The organism is Phyllobacterium sp. T2-21 (assembly GCF_055378485.1).
Map to the genome: position 1 here is coordinate 494,985 of NZ_AP027912.1, position 16,485 is coordinate 511,469.

Below are 16,485 nucleotides of genomic sequence, written 5' to 3' on the forward strand. Positions count from 1 at the left end.
CGAACCCGGGTTTTTGCTATCCAGTAGAACCGTTGGCTTAGCTGACCATCGACTTGGCTTGTTCTTCAGCCATACGCTGCTGGAACATCTGCGCAAAGTCGATCGGGTCGATCATCAGCGGCGGGAAGCCGCCATTGCGGGTTGCTTCGGCAATGATCTGACGTGCGAACGGGAAGAGCAGGCGCGGGCATTCGATGAAAAGCAGCGGCAGGAGATGTTCCTGCGGGAAGCCTTCCAGACGGAAAACGCCGCCATAGACGAGCTCCGCGTTGAATAGGACTTCCTTGCCTTCACCGGCACGGGCCGTGAGGGTCAGAACGACATCGAAATCGTTCTCGGCAATCGGATTCGCGTTGACATTCACGTTGATGCTGATGCCGGGAGCCTTGTCCCGCGGGCGCAGCGACAGAGGCGCGCCTGGGCTTTCGAAGGACAAATCCTTCACGTACTGAGCAAGAATGTTCAGTGTCTGCTGCTGGACGCTCCCATTGCCATTGGTCGCTTCATTGCCGTTTTCGGCATTTTCATCAGGCTTTTGAGCCATTGTCTGGAAACCTTCTCTCGTTGCGTCCGCTTCGGCGGTTATCGAATGAATGATGGCTGGCTAGCATGAGAGCCCCAGCGAGGCAAGCCGGGAGGAACCATCCTGATGCACGCACGCTATTCTTTCGGGCCCCATGGCGAGTTGGGGTCGGATTTCCTGGAATAATCCTCCGGGTCAAGTTCAATGACACGATCAGCGGAGCGAACGGGCCGGGAATGGCCCGTTGCTGCAGGATTGACCACGACCACGCGGCTCCGGACAAAACGCCAGCCAATATCGCGAATGGCGGGTATGAACAAAAGCAGGCCGATAATGTCCGTGATGAAGCCGGGAACGATCAACAGGAACGCCGCAAAGAACAGCATGACGCCGTGCACGAGTTCGCGGCTCGGCGTCCGGCCAGCGGCGGTTTCCGAACGGATTTTCTGCAGGATGCCAAATCCCTGCAGGCGCAACAGAAAAACACCGAGGAACATCGACAGGATGATCAGGCCGAGCGTTGCCAGAACACCGATCTTGCTGCCAACCACAATGAAGCCGGCAATTTCAAGAAATGGCAGTGCAAGCAGGAACAGGGGCACAAGAGAGGATCGCAACTAATTTACCTTTCGAAGGACATATCCGGTTATAATCCATACCCGGCGTCAATTTCATGCCTATATAGGTATGAACATGAGCATTTGTATGATTGCCTTCAGCAATCTATATGTTTTGGTAATTCGACAAAAGCGCAATGGCTGTACAATGAACGGCCGACTGAATTTAGGGATGAATGGCAGGCGACATGGAATATCTGGACTTCGGAACGATTTTCTTCTTCGTGGCAGCAGTGGTGATCTTTTTGCAGCTGCGCAAGGTCCTTGGTCGCCGCACCGGCAACGAGCGTCCGCCATTCAATCCGTATGCATCATCGCGCACAGCCGAGGTCGAAGACAAGGCCAAACCCGGCGATAATGTAGTGTCGCTGCCGCGGCGCGGCGAGCCGAAGGAAAACCAGTTTGAAAAGGTGGATGCGCTGGCGAAACCCGGTACGCCGCTGAACGAAGGCCTTCGCGCCATCCAGAACGCCGATCCGGCATTCGATCCGGCGAAGTTTCTTGAAGGCTCGAAGATGGCCTATGAGATGATCGTCATGTCCTTTGCCGATGGTGATCGCAAGACGCTCAAATCGCTCCTGTCCCGCGAAGTATTTGATGGTTTCGTTTCAGCCATCGCCGATCGTGAATCGCGCGGCGAAAAGGTGCAATCCTCGTTCGTCGGCATCAACAAGGCCGACATTACCGGTGCTGAAATGAAGGGCACGGAAGCGCACGTGACGGTACGCGTCGTCAGCGAGCTGATTTCGGCAACCCTGGACAAGGACGGAAACGTGATCGACGGCGACAAGGAAGCGGTGGCTGAAGTCAAGGATGTCTGGACCTATGCGCGGGATACCCGTTCGAAGGATCCGAACTGGAAACTCGTCGCGACCGAAGCCGAAGATTGATTCTCCTGTCGCGAGCGCCAGACCATGCTTTCCCCTCTCTTCAAACCGGTGGCATTCACCGATTGCCCCGGTTGGGAGAACGACAACCAGCTTGAAGCGTTTCAAGCCTTTGTGCGTTCTGCCAGGAGGGTTCTGGAAAAGCCCTATAAAAGCGGATCTCTGGGTATCACTTTTGAGGCCCTCGCGCCTGTTTTCGCTGATTCACGTGAAACATTGGTCGAAAGTGACGAAGAAGCACGGCGGTTTTTCGAAAAATGGTTCCGTCCGGCACGCCTAGAAAATCCCGAGACGGGACATGGTTTTGTCACGGGTTTCTATGAACCCGAGGTGGTTGCTTCTCCGGTTCGAACGGAACGCTACACGATTCCTTTTCTCAGCCGCCCGAATGATCTGGTGGATGTGGACGACAGCAATCGGCCTGCGGGTTTTGATCCCTATTTCGCTTTCGCCCGGCAAACCCTGACAGGGCTTGCCGAGTATTTTGACCGCGCTGCCATTGAGAGCGGTGCACTCGACGGGCAAAATCTGGAAATAGCCTTTGTCGAAAGTCTGGTCGATGCCTTCTTCATTCATGTTCAAGGCGCCGCCAGGTTGAAGATGACCGATGGTCGCCTGCGCCGCATCACCTACGCGGCGAAGACCGGTCACCGATTTACCGGCGTCGGAAAAATCCTCTTGGATCGCGGTGAAATCCCGCTGGATAAAATGTCGATGCAGGCTATCCGCGCATGGCTTGCTGACAATCCTGATCAGGTTCAAAGCCTGTTGTGGAACAACCAATCCTATATTTTCTTTCGCGAAGCGGCGGTCGACGATGCCGCGCTGGGGCCGATTGCGGCTGCCAAGGTGCCGCTAACGGGCGGACGTTCCCTTGCTGTCGACCGGCTGCTGCATACCTTCGGTACGCCCTTCTATATCTCGGCACCCGCCTTGCAAGCCTTCGGGGGAGAGGGGTTTGCGCGGCTGATGATTGCGCAGGATACCGGGTCCGCCATCGTAGGACCGGCGCGCGGCGACCTTTTTGCCGGCTCCGGCGATGCGGCAGGTGACATCGCGGGCGGCATTCGTCATAACGCTGTTTTTTATGCGCTTGTGCCCCGGTCATTGTTGGCGGATCGCGCATGAAGCGGTCCAGAGACGAGTTCGCCAACATTGAAGACCGGATTCTCTGGGAGAAAGTCGCAAAATCCACCCGGCCCCTGAAAGGGAAGGACAAGATGGAATTTCTGCTCGACGCGGTGCAGGATCAGCCGGCAGCCACGCCATCGGCACCCGAAAAGATCAAGTCGAAGGCAATGCCAGTGCCGGCTCCGGCAAAACCGGCGGTACCTGCGCATCGGCTGCATCCGATCGACCGTCCGACCCACAAGAAGATATCGCGCGGACGTGTGGTCATCGAAGGCCGGATCGATTTGCACGGACTGACACAGAGCGAGGCCTATGGCCTGCTTCTCGGCTTCCTTCGCCGCGCACACCAGCGCGAGTTGCGCCATGTGCTTGTCATCACCGGCAAGGGATCGTCCATGGGAAGCGATGGGGTTCTGCGTCAGGCGGTTCCGCTCTGGTTTACCACGCCGCCGTTCCGCGTGCTGGTCAATGGCTATGAAGATGCGGCCCGCAATCATGGCGGGACGGGTGCCATCTATGTCCGTATGCGCCGGCTGCCGGAGGTGCCATGACGCCGTTCGGTGAAAAGCTGCGCCAGCTCAGGGACGAGCGCGGCATCTCACAGAAAGAAATGGCGAAGGCCATCGGGGTTTCGGCCGCCTATCTCTCGGCGCTGGAGCACGGAAGGCGCGGACAGCCGACATGGGACAAGCTGCAACGCATCATCCAGTATTTCAACATCATCTGGGACGAGGCCGAAGAATTGCAGCGGCTGGCCATGATCTCGCATCCACGCATCACGATTGACACCGCCGGCCTGCCGCCAGCATCGACGGAATTGGCCAACCTGGTTGCGGCGCATATTCGCGACCTCAAGGCGGATGTCGTTCAATCCCTGATTGGCGAGATAAAGCGATCCGCCGGCAAGCGGCGGCGTTGAGCCTTAAAACAGGGCTTTCAACTGATCGAGCTTGTTGTTGACGAGCCAGCCATAGTAGTTTTCTTCGGGAAGTTGCGGCGGCTGTCCGGCCGCGGCACGGCCTGCATTGGTCTTGGCGAGAGCCCGCGCGCGCGCATCAGCGCCGCCCGTATTGTAGAGCGTCGCGGTAATTCCCGGATTTTTTGAAATATCGAAATCCGCCACCCGCCGGTAAACGTCGATGGATTCCCTGATGGTTGCCGCCATGTAGGGAAGGGTGAAGTCCGGGTCCATGATTGTCTTGTAGACATCCGTGGCATGGTCCGCATCCAGTTTCGGCAAACCCGAATAGCGATTGACCATGTCCGTCATCTGCAGTGCCGTCAACGGGCTAAGCTGGCCAAGGCCAAAGGTCTGGCCGGCATAGAAGGGCTGGAAGAACACCGCAGCGAACCGGTTATCGGGAAAGCGTTTGCCGCCGGCCGTCTTGCCGCGGAAGTCCGATTCCCACACACCTTCGCGGCAGGTCCACAGACGCAGGCTGTCCTTGTACTGCGCGCAGGAGGAAAATTGGGGACGCTTGATGAAGTCGCCAATGCTCTCACCCTGATAATCAAAGCTAAGCCCTTGCTTCACATAGGAAATAGCCTTGACATAGTAGGTCTGGAGACGGTCGTAAGCATCGACATTATAGGTGTGTTCGCCGACAAGGGCGCCAACGATATGAACCGGATCGATGCCATAGGTTCTGGCGACGCTCGATATCTTCGAACGCAGCTTCGGGTCCGATTTCAGCAGGTTGTAGATTTTCTGGTATTTCGCTTCATGCGTTGTATTCAGCTCGCCCGTCCGCTTGATTGAAGCGACGGGAATATTGGGCTGGGTCGCATTGCGATTGCCTTCCGGCACAACGGTCACGGCCGAGGCTGGGTGAAGGGCGGCGGACAGTGAAAGAAGGCAGGTGGTCGCGGAAAGGATCAGATGTCGTTTCATTGTCAGCCCAGAATTTCGATCAAGTCAGATGAACGGTGGCCCGTCCGGGGAGATGCTTAAGCACAACCTCCCATAACAGGTTCCAGCCAGAGGTGCGCGAAAATAAAAAATGCCCCCTCGGAAGTCGAGGGGGCATCGGTAAATAAGCCCGGAGCGATGCTTATCTGTCACACGGTTAGAGGATGAACCGCGACAGGTCGCTGTTCTTGGCGAGATCACCGACCGTTTCACGCACATACTTGGCGTCGATGGTATATTCGGCGCCAGCCTTATCAGGGGCGTTGAACGAAATGTCGTCGAGCACGCGCTCCATGACCGTCTGCAGGCGGCGTGCGCCGATATTCTCGACCGTTGAATTGAGATCAACGGCGATATCGGCCAGTGCATCGATCGCATCATCGGTGATTTCAAGCTTCACCTCTTCCGTTGCCAGAAGGGCGATGTACTGCTTGAGCAGACTGGCTTCCGGCTCGGTGAGAATCCGGCGCATGTCATCGCGTGTCAGGGCGCTCAGTTCCACGCGGATTGGCAGGCGGCCCTGCAATTCCGGCAAAAGGTCGGATGGCTTGGACACGTGGAAGGCACCGGATGCGATGAACAGGATATGGTCAGTTTTGATCGGACCGTATTTTGTTGCAACGGTTGTGCCTTCGACGAGCGGCAGCAGATCGCGCTGCACGCCTTCGCGCGACACGCCGGCACCCATGCCGCCGTCACGGGCGGCGATCTTGTCGATCTCGTCGAGGAAAACGATGCCGTCATTTTCCGCCGAACGCAGTGCTTCCTGCGTAATCTGGTCCTGATCGAGCAGCTTGTCGGACTCGTCATTGATCAGAACGCCGTAGGACTCCTTGACCGTTGTTTTGACGGTCTTGGTGCGTCCGCCCATGGCCTTGCCCAGCATATCGCTCAAATTGAGCACGCCGATATTGGCGCCTGGCATGCCCGGCAGTTCGAAATTGGGCATGCCCGAACCGGTGTCAGCCACTTCGACTTCGATTTCCTTGTCATCGATCAGGCCATCGCGCAGTTTCTTGCGGAACGAATCCCGGGTTGCCGGGCTGGCCGTCTTGCCGACAAGGGCATCCAGAACACGTTCTTCCGCATTGAGGTGGGCTTTCGCCTTGACATCTTCGCGCTTCTTTTCGCGAACGAGGCCAATGGCAACCTCAACCAGATCGCGGATGATCTGTTCAACATCGCGGCCGACATAACCGACCTCGGTGAATTTGGTGGCTTCCACCTTGATGAACGGTGCGCCGGCCAGACGGGCCAGGCGGCGGGAGATTTCCGTCTTGCCGACGCCGGTGGGTCCGATCATCAGGATGTTCTTGGGCATGACTTCTTCGCGCATCTGGCCTTCGAGCTGCTGGCGGCGCCAGCGGTTGCGCAGGGCAATGGCGACAGCACGTTTAGCGTCCTTCTGGCCGATAATGAACCGGTCGAGTTCAGAGACGATTTCGCGGGGAGAAAAGGTTGTCATCATGGTCTCATTTCATCTGGATTGTCCCGTGCCATCATCATGGCAGGGCCGTAAATGGATGTGCGGGTATCGAAAGGGATAAAACCCGCCTTGGTATAGGCTTTGATCGCGCGCGCATTGGCCGGGTCCGGATCGAGGATCACGCGCGGCACACCTTCTTCGAAGAGCAGGGAAACAAACTCGTCGATCAGGCGCGACCCATGTCCTGCATTGAGCAGATCCGGTTCGCCGATGAACTGATCAAGGCCCAGCGTGCCTGTTGGCTGATCCTGATAGGGATGATCATCTTCCAAATGCGGATCATAGGTTTGCAGGTAGCCGATGGGCCGTTCATCCAGCATGATGATGAACGGCTCGACGGATATGCTGTCCATATGCGCCGCAATGGCGTTGAACTCTTCCTTGGGATCATCGCCCCACCATTGCGCCACGTGCGGCTCAGCCAGCCAACCTGAAATCAGATCCAGATCGGCCGGCTCCAGCGGCCTGAAGTGGTAGGATGGCTCACTCGGCATCGATCGTCTCGAGCGTTACACTCGTATTGGTGAAGATGCAGATATCGGCGGCTATCTCCATGGCCTTGCGGGCAATCTCTTCGGCGGTCTTGTCGGTGTCGACAAGCGCACGCGCGGCTGCCAGGGCATAGTTGCCGCCCGAGCCGATGGCCATGATACCGTGTTCCGGTTCAAGCACGTCGCCATTGCCGGTCAGCGCAAGCGTGATGGATTTGTCGGCCACCAGCATCATCGCTTCGAGGCGGCGCAGATAACGGTCGGTGCGCCAGTCCTTGGCAAGCTCGACGCAGGCGCGCATCAACTGGTCGGGATACTGTTCGAGCTTGCTTTCAAGCCGTTCGAGCAGGGTGAAGGCATCGGCGGTCGCACCGGCAAATCCGGCAATGACATTGCCTTTGCCGATACGGCGCACTTTGCGCGCATTGCCTTTCATGACCGTGTTGCCAAGGCTGACCTGGCCGTCGCCTGCGATGACCACTTTGCCGCCCTTGCGGACCGTGACGATCGTGGTGCCATACATGGTGGAGGGGTTGTGTTCTTGCATTCGATTCTCCTTCAAGCAGGTCCGACTATGCCCCAAATGGCAGCAGATCGAACCCCTTCTGTGCAACTTATGTATGATGCCGCTCTGGAATTGCAAATCTGGAGTTGAACCTGCGCCATCAAAGCATTTGGAGATTCGTCAATCCTGATCTAGAAGGCCAGCATTAATGCCGTTTTTGCGAAACCCAGACGACGGGAAACAGGGATGACCAGTGCCAGCATGCGGACTGCGAAAGTAGAGCGGACCACCAAGGAAACCAGCATTGCCGTTTCGGTCGATCTGGATGGAACGGGCTCGTTTGACATTTCCACCGGAGTGGGTTTTTTCGACCATATGCTGGAACAGCTGTCCCGCCATTCGCTGATCGATATGGACATCAAGGCCAAGGGCGATCTGCATATCGATGATCACCACACGGTCGAAGATACCGGCATTGCCATCGGCCAGGCGATTGCCAGGGCGCTTGGCGACCGGCGTGGTATCAACCGCTATGCTTCCCTCGACCTTGCCATGGACGAAACACTGACGCGCGCAGCATTGGACGTCTCCGGCCGTCCTTTCCTGGTCTGGCAGGTGCAGTTTTCCGCCCCGAAGATCGGCACATTCGATACGGAGCTGGTGCGCGAATTTTTCCAGGCGCTGGCGCAGAATGCGGGCATCACCTTGCACGTGTCCAATCTCTATGGTGCCAACAACCACCATATCGCCGAAACCTGTTTCAAGGCGGTCGCGCGCACCCTGCGCACGGCTATCGAGGCGGACCCGCGCCAGAAGGGCGTCATCCCTTCAACCAAGGGTTCGTTGAACGGCTGAGAAGAAGGGCTGGGATATGACCAGTTACATTGTTTTGGTACCGCCGTTGCAGGACAACCAGCGGCAAGATGACAAGACCGTCTTCATCCGGGATGGTTTTGCACTCATCGCGTTTTTCCTGCCGGTTCCCTGGCTGTTGTTCAATCGTCTGTGGTTCGAAGCAGCGCTGGTGTTTGCGGCTGTTGCAGCCATCTCCATTGTCGGTTCCTATACGGGGCACGGCAGCCTGGCGGAAATCGTCGCAGCGCTGCTTGCCCTGCTGGTGGCATTCGAAGCCAATAATTGGCGGATAAGGGCCCTTGAACGGCGCGGTTTTGATCAGGCTGCGATCATCGATGCGCGCTCTGCTGCTGATGCCGAGACGGCCTATTTCCATGGTGAGGCGTTCGTGGCAGACCCTGAGCCGGTTCTGCCGGCAATCGATCTGGCTGTGCCTTCACCCGCCCCCGCGCCGGGAAAGCCGGTTGCCGGTGGCATGCTGGGGCTTGTCGGCTACCGGGGAGAGCGTTGACCATGCGTGTTGCCATCATAGATTACGGGTCGGGCAATCTCCGCTCTGCCACGAAAGCGTTTGAACGGGCGGCTCGGGAAAGCGGCATCGCCGCCACCATCGATTTGACCGCCGACGCTGAACGGGTCCGTACCGCCGATCGCATTGTTTTGCCGGGGGTTGGCGCCTATGCGGATTGCCGCCGCGGGCTGCATGCGGTGCCGGGCATGCCTGAAGCGATCCACGAGGTTGCGGTGGAGAAGGCACGACCGTTTCTCGGCATTTGCGTCGGCATGCAGCTCATGTCATCGCGCGGGCTGGAAAAGACCGTCTCTGCCGGTTTCGACTGGATCAAGGGCGATGTCCGCGAAATGGTGCCGTCCGATCCCACGCTGAAAATTCCGCAGATCGGCTGGAACACCCTTCGGCTCACCAGGCCGCACCCGCTGTTTGACGGAATCAGGACCGGCCCGGATGGGCTGCATGCCTATTTCGTGCATTCCTATTTTCTCGACGCTGAAATCGAGAATGATGTACTGGCAGTGACCGATTACGGCGGGCCGGTAACGGCCGCCGTTGCGAATGACAATATGGCTGGCACGCAGTTTCATCCGGAAAAGAGCCAGGCTCTGGGGCTTGCTCTCATCGCCAATTTTCTGAGGTGGCAGCCATGATTTTGTTTCCCGCGATTGATCTGAAAGATGGCCAGTGCGTGCGGCTGAAGCTCGGTGATATGGAGCAGGCGACCGTTTACAACGAAGATCCGTCTGCGCAGGCAAAATCCTTTGAAGATCAAGGATTTGAATGGCTGCACGTGGTCGATCTGAATGGCGCTTTCGCCGGCCAGTCCGTCAATGGTGCGGCCGTTGAATCCATTCTCAAGGCAACGAAAAATCCCGTTCAGCTTGGCGGCGGCATCCGCACCTTGGACCACATCGAAAACTGGCTGGCCAAGGGGCTTTCCCGCGTCATTCTCGGGACGGTCGCGGTGCGCGACCCGACGCTCGTGATCGAAGCGTGCAAGAGGTTCCCCGGAAAGGTGGCCGTTGGTATCGATGCCAAGGGCGGCAAGGTGGCAGTTGAGGGCTGGGCTGAAGCCTCCACCCTGGGTGTTGTTGAACTTGCCCAAAAATTCGAAGGGGCAGGGGTCGCGGCAATCATCTACACCGATATTGACCGCGATGGTGTCCTGGCTGGAATAAACTGGGAATCAACGCTGCAACTGGCGGAGGCGGTGTCGATACCGGTGATTGCGTCAGGCGGTCTTGCTTCCATTGCCGATATCGTCCGGATGACCATGCCGGATGCCCGCAAGCTGGAGGGGGCCATTTCCGGCCGGGCGCTTTATGATGGGCGCATTGATCCGCACGAGGCCCTGGCGGTGTTGCGGGAAGCCAGGGAGCGCGCTGTATGACCCTCAAAGCCCGTGTTATTCCCTGTCTCGACGTCAAGGACGGACGTGTCGTCAAAGGCGTGAACTTTGTCGATCTCATCGATGCCGGCGATCCCGTCGAAGCGGCCAGGGCCTATGACGCCGCCGGTGCCGATGAGCTTTGCTTTCTCGACATCACGGCCTCGTCCGACAACCGCGAAACCATTTTTGACGTTGTCGCGCGCACGGCCGAACAGTGCTTCATGCCGCTGACCGTCGGCGGCGGTGTGCGCACGGTTGCCGATATCCGCAAGCTGCTGCTTGCCGGTGCTGACAAGGTCTCGATCAATACCGCAGCGGTGAAGAACCCTGAATTCATCGCCGAGGCTGCGGACAAGTTCGGCAACCAGTGCATTGTCGTGGCAATTGATGCCAAGAAAGTATCAAAGCCGGGTGAGACCGACCGCTGGGAGATTTTCACCCATGGCGGCCGGCAGGCAACCGGCATCGACGCGATTGAGTTTGCCCGCAAGGTGGTCGATCTCGGTGCCGGCGAAATCCTTCTGACATCGATGGATCGCGATGGTTCCAAGATCGGCTATGACATTCCGGTGACCCGGGCTGTCGCCGATGCGGTGCGCGTGCCCGTGATCGCGTCAGGTGGTGTCGGCAATCTCGACCACATGGTCGAAGGCATTCTCGAAGGTCATGCCACCGCCGTGCTCGCCGCATCCATCTTCCATTTTGGCACCTACACGATTGGCGAGGCGAAAGCCCATATGGCCGCGGCCGGCATCCCGATGCGGCTCGACCCCATTCGCCCATTCACCGGAGTTGCGTGATGACAAGCTTCACTCTTGCGGATCTGGAACGGATCGTCGCACAACGCGCGGCGTCATCGGATACCAAATCCTATACCGCCAGCCTCTATGCCAAGGGCATCGGGAAGGCGAGCCAGAAGCTGGGCGAAGAGGCGGTTGAAACCGTTATCGCCGCCGTATCCGGCGACACGCAAGGTGTTGTTTCGGAAAGCGCCGATTTGCTCTATCATCTTCTTGTTGTTCTTGGACTTTCCGGCGTCACGCTTGATGACGTCCTGGCGGAGCTCGAACGGCGCACGGCACAGACCGGACTTGAAGAAAAAGCCGCCCGTGGACATGGTTGAGCGCATCCATGTTTAAATCACAGGCGATTGAACGGCAAAGGGATGGGGACGTCATGGATCAGTTGGCACCCAGCGAATTTTCACCCTACCGGTTTTTCAGCGCGGAGCGCTGGGCGGAGTTTCGTGCCGACACGCCGATGACGCTGACCTATGACGAGGTCAAGCGCCTGCGGTCGCTCGGCGACCCTATCGATCTTGATGAGGTGAACCGGATTTACCTCTCGCTGTCGCGGCTTTTGTCGGCCCATGTGGAGGCAAGCCAGCTACTGTTTTATCAGCGGCGGCAGTTCCTTAACACCGGCGACGCTTTCAAGACACCGTTCATCATCGGCATTGCCGGCTCCGTGGCTGTGGGAAAATCGACGACGGCCCGTATTCTGAAGGAACTGCTTGCCCGCTGGCCGTCGAGCCCCAAGGTCGATCTGGTGACAACGGACGGGTTTCTCTACCCGAACGAGGTTTTGCGCTCAAAGGGCCTGATGGAGCGCAAGGGTTTTCCAGAGAGCTACGATGTCGGCATGCTTTTGCGCTTTCTGTCGCAGATCAAGGCCGGTCAGCGCAATGTCAATGCGCCGCTCTACTCGCATCTGACCTATGATGTGCTGCAGGGCAAATACCAAACCGTTGATGCTCCCGACATCCTGATTTTCGAAGGTATCAATGTGCTGCAGGTCCGCGACCTGCCGGAAGACGGCAAGATGGTGCCGTTCGTTTCGGATTTCTTCGACTTCTCGATCTATATCGATGCGGACGAAAATCAAATCCACAAATGGTACATCAACCGTTTCATGCGGTTGCGCGAAACCGCGTTCAAGGATCCCAGCTCCTTCTTCCATCGCTATTCCACGATTTCGGATGATTCGGCTCTCGCCATTGCCGAAAACCTTTGGACCAGCATCAATCTGAAGAACCTGAAGGAAAACATCCTGCCGACCCGGCCGCGCGCTGACCTGATCTTGCGCAAGGGCGGCAATCACCTCATCGAGGAAGTGGCGCTCAGGAAGCTGTGACCCGCCTTAATGTCAGGTTGATCCGGCCCGGGGCTTTCAGCAGCGTCGACGTGCCGGGATAGATCCGGTCAACACCGTGGAAGGCCAGCCGGCCTTCGTCTCCCAGCACGATGACATCGCCGCTTTTCAAGCGGATGGATTGGGTCTTCTCGCTGCGTTGCACGCCGCCGAAGCGGAAGAGGCAGCTGTCCCCGAGGGATATGGAGACAACGGGGGCGGAGAAATTCTGCTCATCGCGGTCCTGATGCAATCCCATCTTCGCCGTTTCGGTGTAAAAATTCACGAGGCAGGCTTCCGGGGCCAGCGGATAGTTTCCAACGTTTCCCCAAAGGGTCAGCAGGCGCGACGGAATGGCGGGCCAGGGCCTTTGCGTAACAGGGTGAACGGCCTGATAGCGGTAACCCCGTTCCTTGTCTGTTACCCAGCCGAGCGTGCCGCAATTGGTCATCCGAACGCTCATTTCCTTGCCGGTTTTCGGCATGGCGGGAATATAAAGCGGGGCCTCGGCAACGATGGACCTTATTTCGTCCACAAGGGCCGCCTGTTCGGTCAGGTCGAGATAATCCGGGAAGTAGCGAATGCCGGGCGCAAGCTGGAGCATGACATAACCTGACGGGAGGGAGGCAAAGACCCGGACTTATGGACAAGCCGGGTCTTTGCATGAAATCGGCGCTATCAGTCGATGGACGGAATACGCAGAACCTGGCCGGGATAAATCTTGTCCGGGCTGGTCAGCATGGGTTTGTTGGCTTCGAAGATTGCGGTGTTCTTCACGCCCTTGCCCTTGCCATAGACCGCTTCCGCGATCTTCCACAAATTGTCGCCGCTCTTGACCGTGTAGAAGACGGGATCCTTGGCCACAGAACCGGTGGTTGTGTTGTCGATCGTCAACGCACCCGTGTCGACTTTGGAAACTCCCAGCGAATTGCCAACGGCAATGATGGCCTTCTCCAGAATTTCCTGGTTGGTAACGCTGCCCTTGAGGATAGCCTTGTCACCTTCGATGACGACGTCAACTTTGTCCGTTCCGAGATTGTGCGAATCGAGCTCTTTCTTCAAATCGCCCGCCTGGGGCTCGTCATTGCCGATGCCGACTTTCTTGCCGACTGATTTAACAAAATCGAATAGTCCCATGTCTGGCTCTCCTTGTTGATTGTTCAAACCGACGAATAGCGTTGTTACATTCCCCATCGATCTTGAAAAGCAAAGAATAACGACAGTCGCTCACGTTCTGTTCCTGACCCTAATCTCCTTTGACCCGTCCACGCATCTTTTTCACATCGGATCGTCCTGCTTTTACTTTGAGGCGGCGCTCGACAGATCCTTTTGTCGGCCTGGTTTTCTTGCGTGGCGGCGGTGGCGGTTCTGCCGCTTTGGCGATCAATGCGACCATGCGCTCGCGCGCATCTTCCCGGTTGCGCTCCTGTGTGCGAAAGCGGCTGGCCTCGATAAGCACATCGCCGTCCTTGGTGCCTCTCTGCCCGGCCAGTTTCAGGAGCCGCGCCAGTACATCCTCGGGCAAACCAGCCCGTGCCGCAAAAAAACGCAGCTGCACGGCGGTTGAGACCTTGTTGACGTTCTGGCCGCCGGGACCCGCCGAACGAATAAAACTCTCCTCCAGATCATCCTCATGAATGAAGATCCGGTTGGTGATTTTGATTTGGTTGCGGTTCTCGTCCATAGGGGATTGGTATCCTAATCTTTTCCGGGCGGAAAGGTTCTTTCCAGGCACGGAAAAGCAAAAGGCCCCGCTGGTAAACAGCGGGGCCTCGATCGCGCAACGGGCGTTGGATTACTCGGCAGCAACCGGCGTGTGCGGTGCGGCAGCGCGGATATCGCTATCGACGTGGCTTTCAAATTTGCCGAAATTGACGACGAACATGTCAACCAGTTTCTTGGCCTGCATGTCATAGGCCTGCTTGTCAGCCCAGGTCGAGCGCGGATCAAGGATGGCTTCGTCCACACCGGGAACAGCCACCGGCACGGCAAAACCGAAGTTCGGATCGGTGCGGAACTCGGCACCTTTGAGCGAACCGTCGAGCGCTGCGGTCAGAAGCGCGCGGGTTGCCTTGATGGGCATGCGCTTGCCTGTGCCATAGGCGCCGCCAGTCCATCCGGTGTTCACCAGCCAGCAGTCAACGCCGTGTTCGGCGATGAGCTGACGCAGCAGATTGCCGTATTCGGAGGGGTGGCGCGGCATGAATGGTGCGCCGAAGCAGGTCGAGAAGGTGGCTTCCGGTTCCGTCACGCCGCGCTCCGTACCGGCGACCTTTGCGGTGTAGCCGGACAGGAAGTGGTACATGGCCTGTGCCGGGGTCAGCTTGGCAATGGGCGGCATGACGCCGAAAGCATCCGCCGTCAGCATGATGATGTTCTTCGGATGGCTTGCCTTGCCGGTCTTGGATGCATTCGGAATGAAATCCAGGGGATAGGCGCAGCGGGTGTTTTCAGTCAGGGAGCCATCGTTGAAATCCGGAACCCGGTTTTCATCAAGCACGACATTTTCAAGCACCGTACCGAAACGCTGCGTCGTTGCGTAGATTTCCGGTTCTGCTTCGGCCGAAAGGCGGATTGTCTTGGCGTAGCAGCCGCCCTCGAAGTTGAAAACGCCGTGCTCGCCCCAGCCGTGTTCGTCGTCGCCGATCAATGTCCGCGACGGATCAGCCGAAAGTGTTGTTTTTCCGGTGCCGGAAAGGCCGAAAAAGACGGCTGTATCGCCAGCCGGACCTTCATTGGCCGAGCAGTGCATGGGCATGACGCCCTTTGCAGGCAGCAGATAGTTCAGCGCGGTGAAAACCGATTTCTTCATTTCGCCGGCATAGGCCGAACCGCCGATGAGAACGATCATCCGTGTCAGGTCGACGGCAATGACCGTTTCCGTGCGTGTTCCATGCCGCTTGGGGTCGGCGCGGAACGACGGCAGGTCGATAATCGTCATCTTGGGCACGAAGCTTGCCAGCGCATCGCGATCCGGCCGGATCAGAAGATTGCGGATGAACAGCGAATGCCAGGCGAATTCGGTGATAACGCGGGTGTTCAGGCTGTAATCAGTGTCCGCACCACCGATGAGGTCCTGGACGAACACTTCCTTGCCTTTGGCATGCTCGGCAAAATCCGCATAAAGCAGGGCGAAAGCTTCCGGCGTCATCGGCGCATTGTTGTCCCACCAGACGTGATTTTCCGTCGATGCATCGCGCACGACAAACTTGTCCTTCGGCGAGCGGCCGGTGTGCTGGCCTGTTCTTGCGACCAGCGCTCCCTGTGCTGTCAGCTGCGCTTCGTCGCGCCGCAATGTCTCCTCATAGAGCTCAGCGGCCCCGAAATTATAATAGACCGCCGAAAGCTCCTTCAAGCCTGAGGTGCCGAGCGCGATCGCCGCGTTATGGATACCGGTCTCTCTAGTCATGTGTCCGCCGTTGTTTAAGAAGGTTCAGGGGTCGAATTCAGATGTGCCGCCCCATGCATCTTCCAGCATGAATGCGGTTACATCTGGTCAAAAGCAGAAAAAATGAGCAGTATCAAATGTTTAATCGATTTAAAGAATTTAAATTTCTTTTAAATCGTTTTAAACCGGCAAAAATCCACAGGGCAGCGCTGCCACTGGTTTTGTCCGCGCACCGGTCGTGCGACCTATTCCTCGAAACGGCTCGCTGTGTCACGATCACGGTCGTATCGTTTCGCGAGCGGAAATGGCGGCAACCAGGACTCGCGACGGACGGTCCAGAGTTCATAGGTTGGCTTCAGTTGGTCGGGGGCATCCAGCGAGCCGAGGTTCACTTCGATTTCGTCTGCGGTGCATGCAAATATGGACGAGCCGCAGCGGGGACAGAAAAACCGCCCGGCGTAGTCGCGCGTTTCACCGTCGATCGTCACCGCATCCCGGGGGAATATCGCCGACGCATGAAAAAGGGCTCCATGATGCTTGCGGCAGTCGAGACAGTGACAAAGGCCGACCCGATACGGGAGCCCTGACGCTACAAACCGAACGTTGCCGCACAGGCAACCACCGGTGAATCGGTCCATGCTGCGCCTCCTCTGAAGTCG

The 16,485-nt window shown here is 57.7% G+C and carries 22 protein-coding genes; 11 read left to right on the forward strand and 11 right to left on the reverse strand.

All coding sequences use genetic code 11. The annotated features are described in order from the left end of the window. Positions 1-37: 37 nt before the first annotated feature. Both secB and ACZ5FP_RS02520 read right to left on the reverse strand, forming a co-directional pair. A complete protein-coding gene (gene secB / locus ACZ5FP_RS02515) occupies positions 38-544 on the reverse strand; it encodes a protein-export chaperone SecB (RefSeq protein ID WP_223613951.1) in 507 nt (168 codons plus the stop codon). Between the two features lie 116 nt (positions 545-660). Next, positions 661-1,140, reverse strand: coding sequence for an FxsA family protein (locus ACZ5FP_RS02520; protein WP_464661948.1), 480 nt, complete (start codon positions 1,138-1,140; stop codon positions 661-663). 188 nt (positions 1,141-1,328) lie between these two features. Between ACZ5FP_RS02520 and ACZ5FP_RS02525 the strand changes: the two genes are divergently transcribed. From ACZ5FP_RS02525 to ACZ5FP_RS02540, 4 genes are read left to right on the forward strand one after another with little or no spacing between them, the layout of a single operon-like run. Beyond that, positions 1,329-2,030, forward strand: a complete 702-nt coding sequence (locus ACZ5FP_RS02525; RefSeq protein WP_223614141.1) for a Tim44/TimA family putative adaptor protein — start codon at positions 1,329-1,331, stop codon at positions 2,028-2,030. 24 nt (positions 2,031-2,054) lie between these two features. Continuing rightward, the gene (mltA, locus tag ACZ5FP_RS02530; RefSeq protein ID WP_464661949.1) at positions 2,055-3,155 is read left to right on the forward strand and encodes a murein transglycosylase A; all 1,101 of its coding nucleotides are present in this window, start codon (positions 2,055-2,057) and stop codon (positions 3,153-3,155) included. Beyond that, complete coding sequence (locus ACZ5FP_RS02535) at positions 3,152-3,709, forward strand: Smr/MutS family protein (protein WP_464661951.1); 558 nt, start codon at positions 3,152-3,154, stop codon at positions 3,707-3,709. The genes mltA and ACZ5FP_RS02535 overlap by 4 nt, the downstream gene beginning before the upstream one ends. Beyond that, entirely contained in the window at positions 3,706-4,077 is a 372-nt protein-coding gene (locus tag ACZ5FP_RS02540) for a helix-turn-helix domain-containing protein (RefSeq protein ID WP_288191891.1), read from the forward strand. Before ACZ5FP_RS02535 ends, ACZ5FP_RS02540 begins: the two co-directional genes overlap by 4 nt. Before the next feature lie 3 nt (positions 4,078-4,080). Here the strand turns inward: ACZ5FP_RS02540 and ACZ5FP_RS02545 are convergent, their stop codons facing one another. The 4 genes from ACZ5FP_RS02545 to hslV all read right to left on the reverse strand — a co-directional run bounded on the left by ACZ5FP_RS02545 (position 4,081) and on the right by hslV (position 7,591). Then, positions 4,081-5,049 (reverse strand): DUF1402 family protein, encoded by a 969-nt coding sequence (locus ACZ5FP_RS02545; RefSeq protein ID WP_464661952.1) that lies wholly within the window; start codon positions 5,047-5,049, stop codon positions 4,081-4,083. Positions 5,050-5,224: 175 nt separating this feature from the next. Further along, positions 5,225-6,532 carry an ATP-dependent protease ATPase subunit HslU gene (gene hslU / locus ACZ5FP_RS02550; RefSeq protein ID WP_464663146.1) on the reverse strand — a complete coding sequence of 436 codons (1,308 nt, stop codon included), beginning with the start codon at positions 6,530-6,532 and terminating at the stop codon, positions 5,225-5,227. Beyond that, a complete protein-coding gene (locus ACZ5FP_RS02555; RefSeq protein WP_464661954.1) occupies positions 6,532-7,047 on the reverse strand; it encodes a GNAT family N-acetyltransferase in 516 nt (171 codons plus the stop codon). Before ACZ5FP_RS02555 ends, hslU begins: the two co-directional genes overlap by 1 nt. Then, the gene (gene hslV / locus ACZ5FP_RS02560; RefSeq protein WP_105734132.1) at positions 7,037-7,591 is read right to left on the reverse strand and encodes an ATP-dependent protease subunit HslV; all 555 of its coding nucleotides are present in this window, start codon (positions 7,589-7,591) and stop codon (positions 7,037-7,039) included. The genes ACZ5FP_RS02555 and hslV overlap by 11 nt, the downstream gene beginning before the upstream one ends. A 204-nt stretch (positions 7,592-7,795) precedes the next feature. On the opposite strand from hslV, the gene hisB reads away from it, so the two are divergent. The 7 genes from hisB to coaA are packed head-to-tail and all read left to right on the forward strand — an operon-like array spanning position 7,796 to position 12,441. Further along, positions 7,796-8,404, forward strand: a complete 609-nt coding sequence (gene hisB, locus ACZ5FP_RS02565; protein WP_403179788.1) for an imidazoleglycerol-phosphate dehydratase HisB — start codon at positions 7,796-7,798, stop codon at positions 8,402-8,404. Positions 8,405-8,420: 16 nt separating this feature from the next. After that, complete coding sequence (locus tag ACZ5FP_RS02570) at positions 8,421-8,915, forward strand: DUF2628 domain-containing protein (RefSeq protein ID WP_464661956.1); 495 nt, start codon at positions 8,421-8,423, stop codon at positions 8,913-8,915. Positions 8,916-8,917: 2 nt separating this feature from the next. Then, positions 8,918-9,568, forward strand: a complete 651-nt coding sequence (hisH, locus tag ACZ5FP_RS02575) for an imidazole glycerol phosphate synthase subunit HisH (protein ID WP_223613961.1) — start codon at positions 8,918-8,920, stop codon at positions 9,566-9,568. Then, complete coding sequence (gene hisA, locus ACZ5FP_RS02580; RefSeq protein ID WP_464661958.1) at positions 9,565-10,308, forward strand: 1-(5-phosphoribosyl)-5-[(5-phosphoribosylamino)methylideneamino]imidazole-4-carboxamide isomerase; 744 nt, start codon at positions 9,565-9,567, stop codon at positions 10,306-10,308. The genes hisH and hisA overlap by 4 nt, the downstream gene beginning before the upstream one ends. Continuing rightward, on the forward strand, positions 10,305-11,108 hold the full coding sequence (hisF, locus tag ACZ5FP_RS02585) for an imidazole glycerol phosphate synthase subunit HisF (protein WP_346305555.1): 804 nt from the start codon (positions 10,305-10,307) through the stop codon (positions 11,106-11,108). The genes hisA and hisF overlap by 4 nt, the downstream gene beginning before the upstream one ends. Further along, complete coding sequence (locus ACZ5FP_RS02590; protein ID WP_464661960.1) at positions 11,108-11,431, forward strand: phosphoribosyl-ATP diphosphatase; 324 nt, start codon at positions 11,108-11,110, stop codon at positions 11,429-11,431. The genes hisF and ACZ5FP_RS02590 overlap by 1 nt, the downstream gene beginning before the upstream one ends. A gap of 53 nt (positions 11,432-11,484) precedes the next feature. Further along, entirely contained in the window at positions 11,485-12,441 is a 957-nt protein-coding gene (gene coaA / locus ACZ5FP_RS02595) for a type I pantothenate kinase (protein ID WP_105734125.1), read from the forward strand. Here coaA and ACZ5FP_RS02600 read toward each other — a convergent pair. From ACZ5FP_RS02600 to ACZ5FP_RS02620, 5 genes are all read right to left on the reverse strand, one after another. Then, on the reverse strand, positions 12,428-13,042 hold the full coding sequence (locus ACZ5FP_RS02600) for an alpha-ketoglutarate-dependent dioxygenase AlkB family protein (RefSeq protein ID WP_464661962.1): 615 nt from the start codon (positions 13,040-13,042) through the stop codon (positions 12,428-12,430). The two genes, coaA and ACZ5FP_RS02600, sit on opposite strands and share 14 nt — an antisense overlap. Positions 13,043-13,116: 74 nt before the next feature. Beyond that, positions 13,117-13,575, reverse strand: coding sequence for a peptidoglycan-binding protein LysM (gene lysM / locus ACZ5FP_RS02605; protein WP_464661964.1), 459 nt, complete (start codon positions 13,573-13,575; stop codon positions 13,117-13,119). A gap of 109 nt (positions 13,576-13,684) precedes the next feature. Beyond that, on the reverse strand, positions 13,685-14,122 hold the full coding sequence (gene arfB / locus ACZ5FP_RS02610; RefSeq protein WP_392082891.1) for an alternative ribosome rescue aminoacyl-tRNA hydrolase ArfB: 438 nt from the start codon (positions 14,120-14,122) through the stop codon (positions 13,685-13,687). A 111-nt stretch (positions 14,123-14,233) separates the two neighbouring features. Further along, positions 14,234-15,847, reverse strand: coding sequence for a phosphoenolpyruvate carboxykinase (locus ACZ5FP_RS02615; RefSeq protein ID WP_464661967.1), 1,614 nt, complete (start codon positions 15,845-15,847; stop codon positions 14,234-14,236). Positions 15,848-16,071: 224 nt separating this feature from the next. Then, positions 16,072-16,464: a GFA family protein gene (locus ACZ5FP_RS02620; protein ID WP_223613969.1), complete on the reverse strand. Its 393-nt coding sequence runs from the start codon at positions 16,462-16,464 to the stop codon at positions 16,072-16,074. Positions 16,465-16,485: the final 21 nt, after the last annotated feature.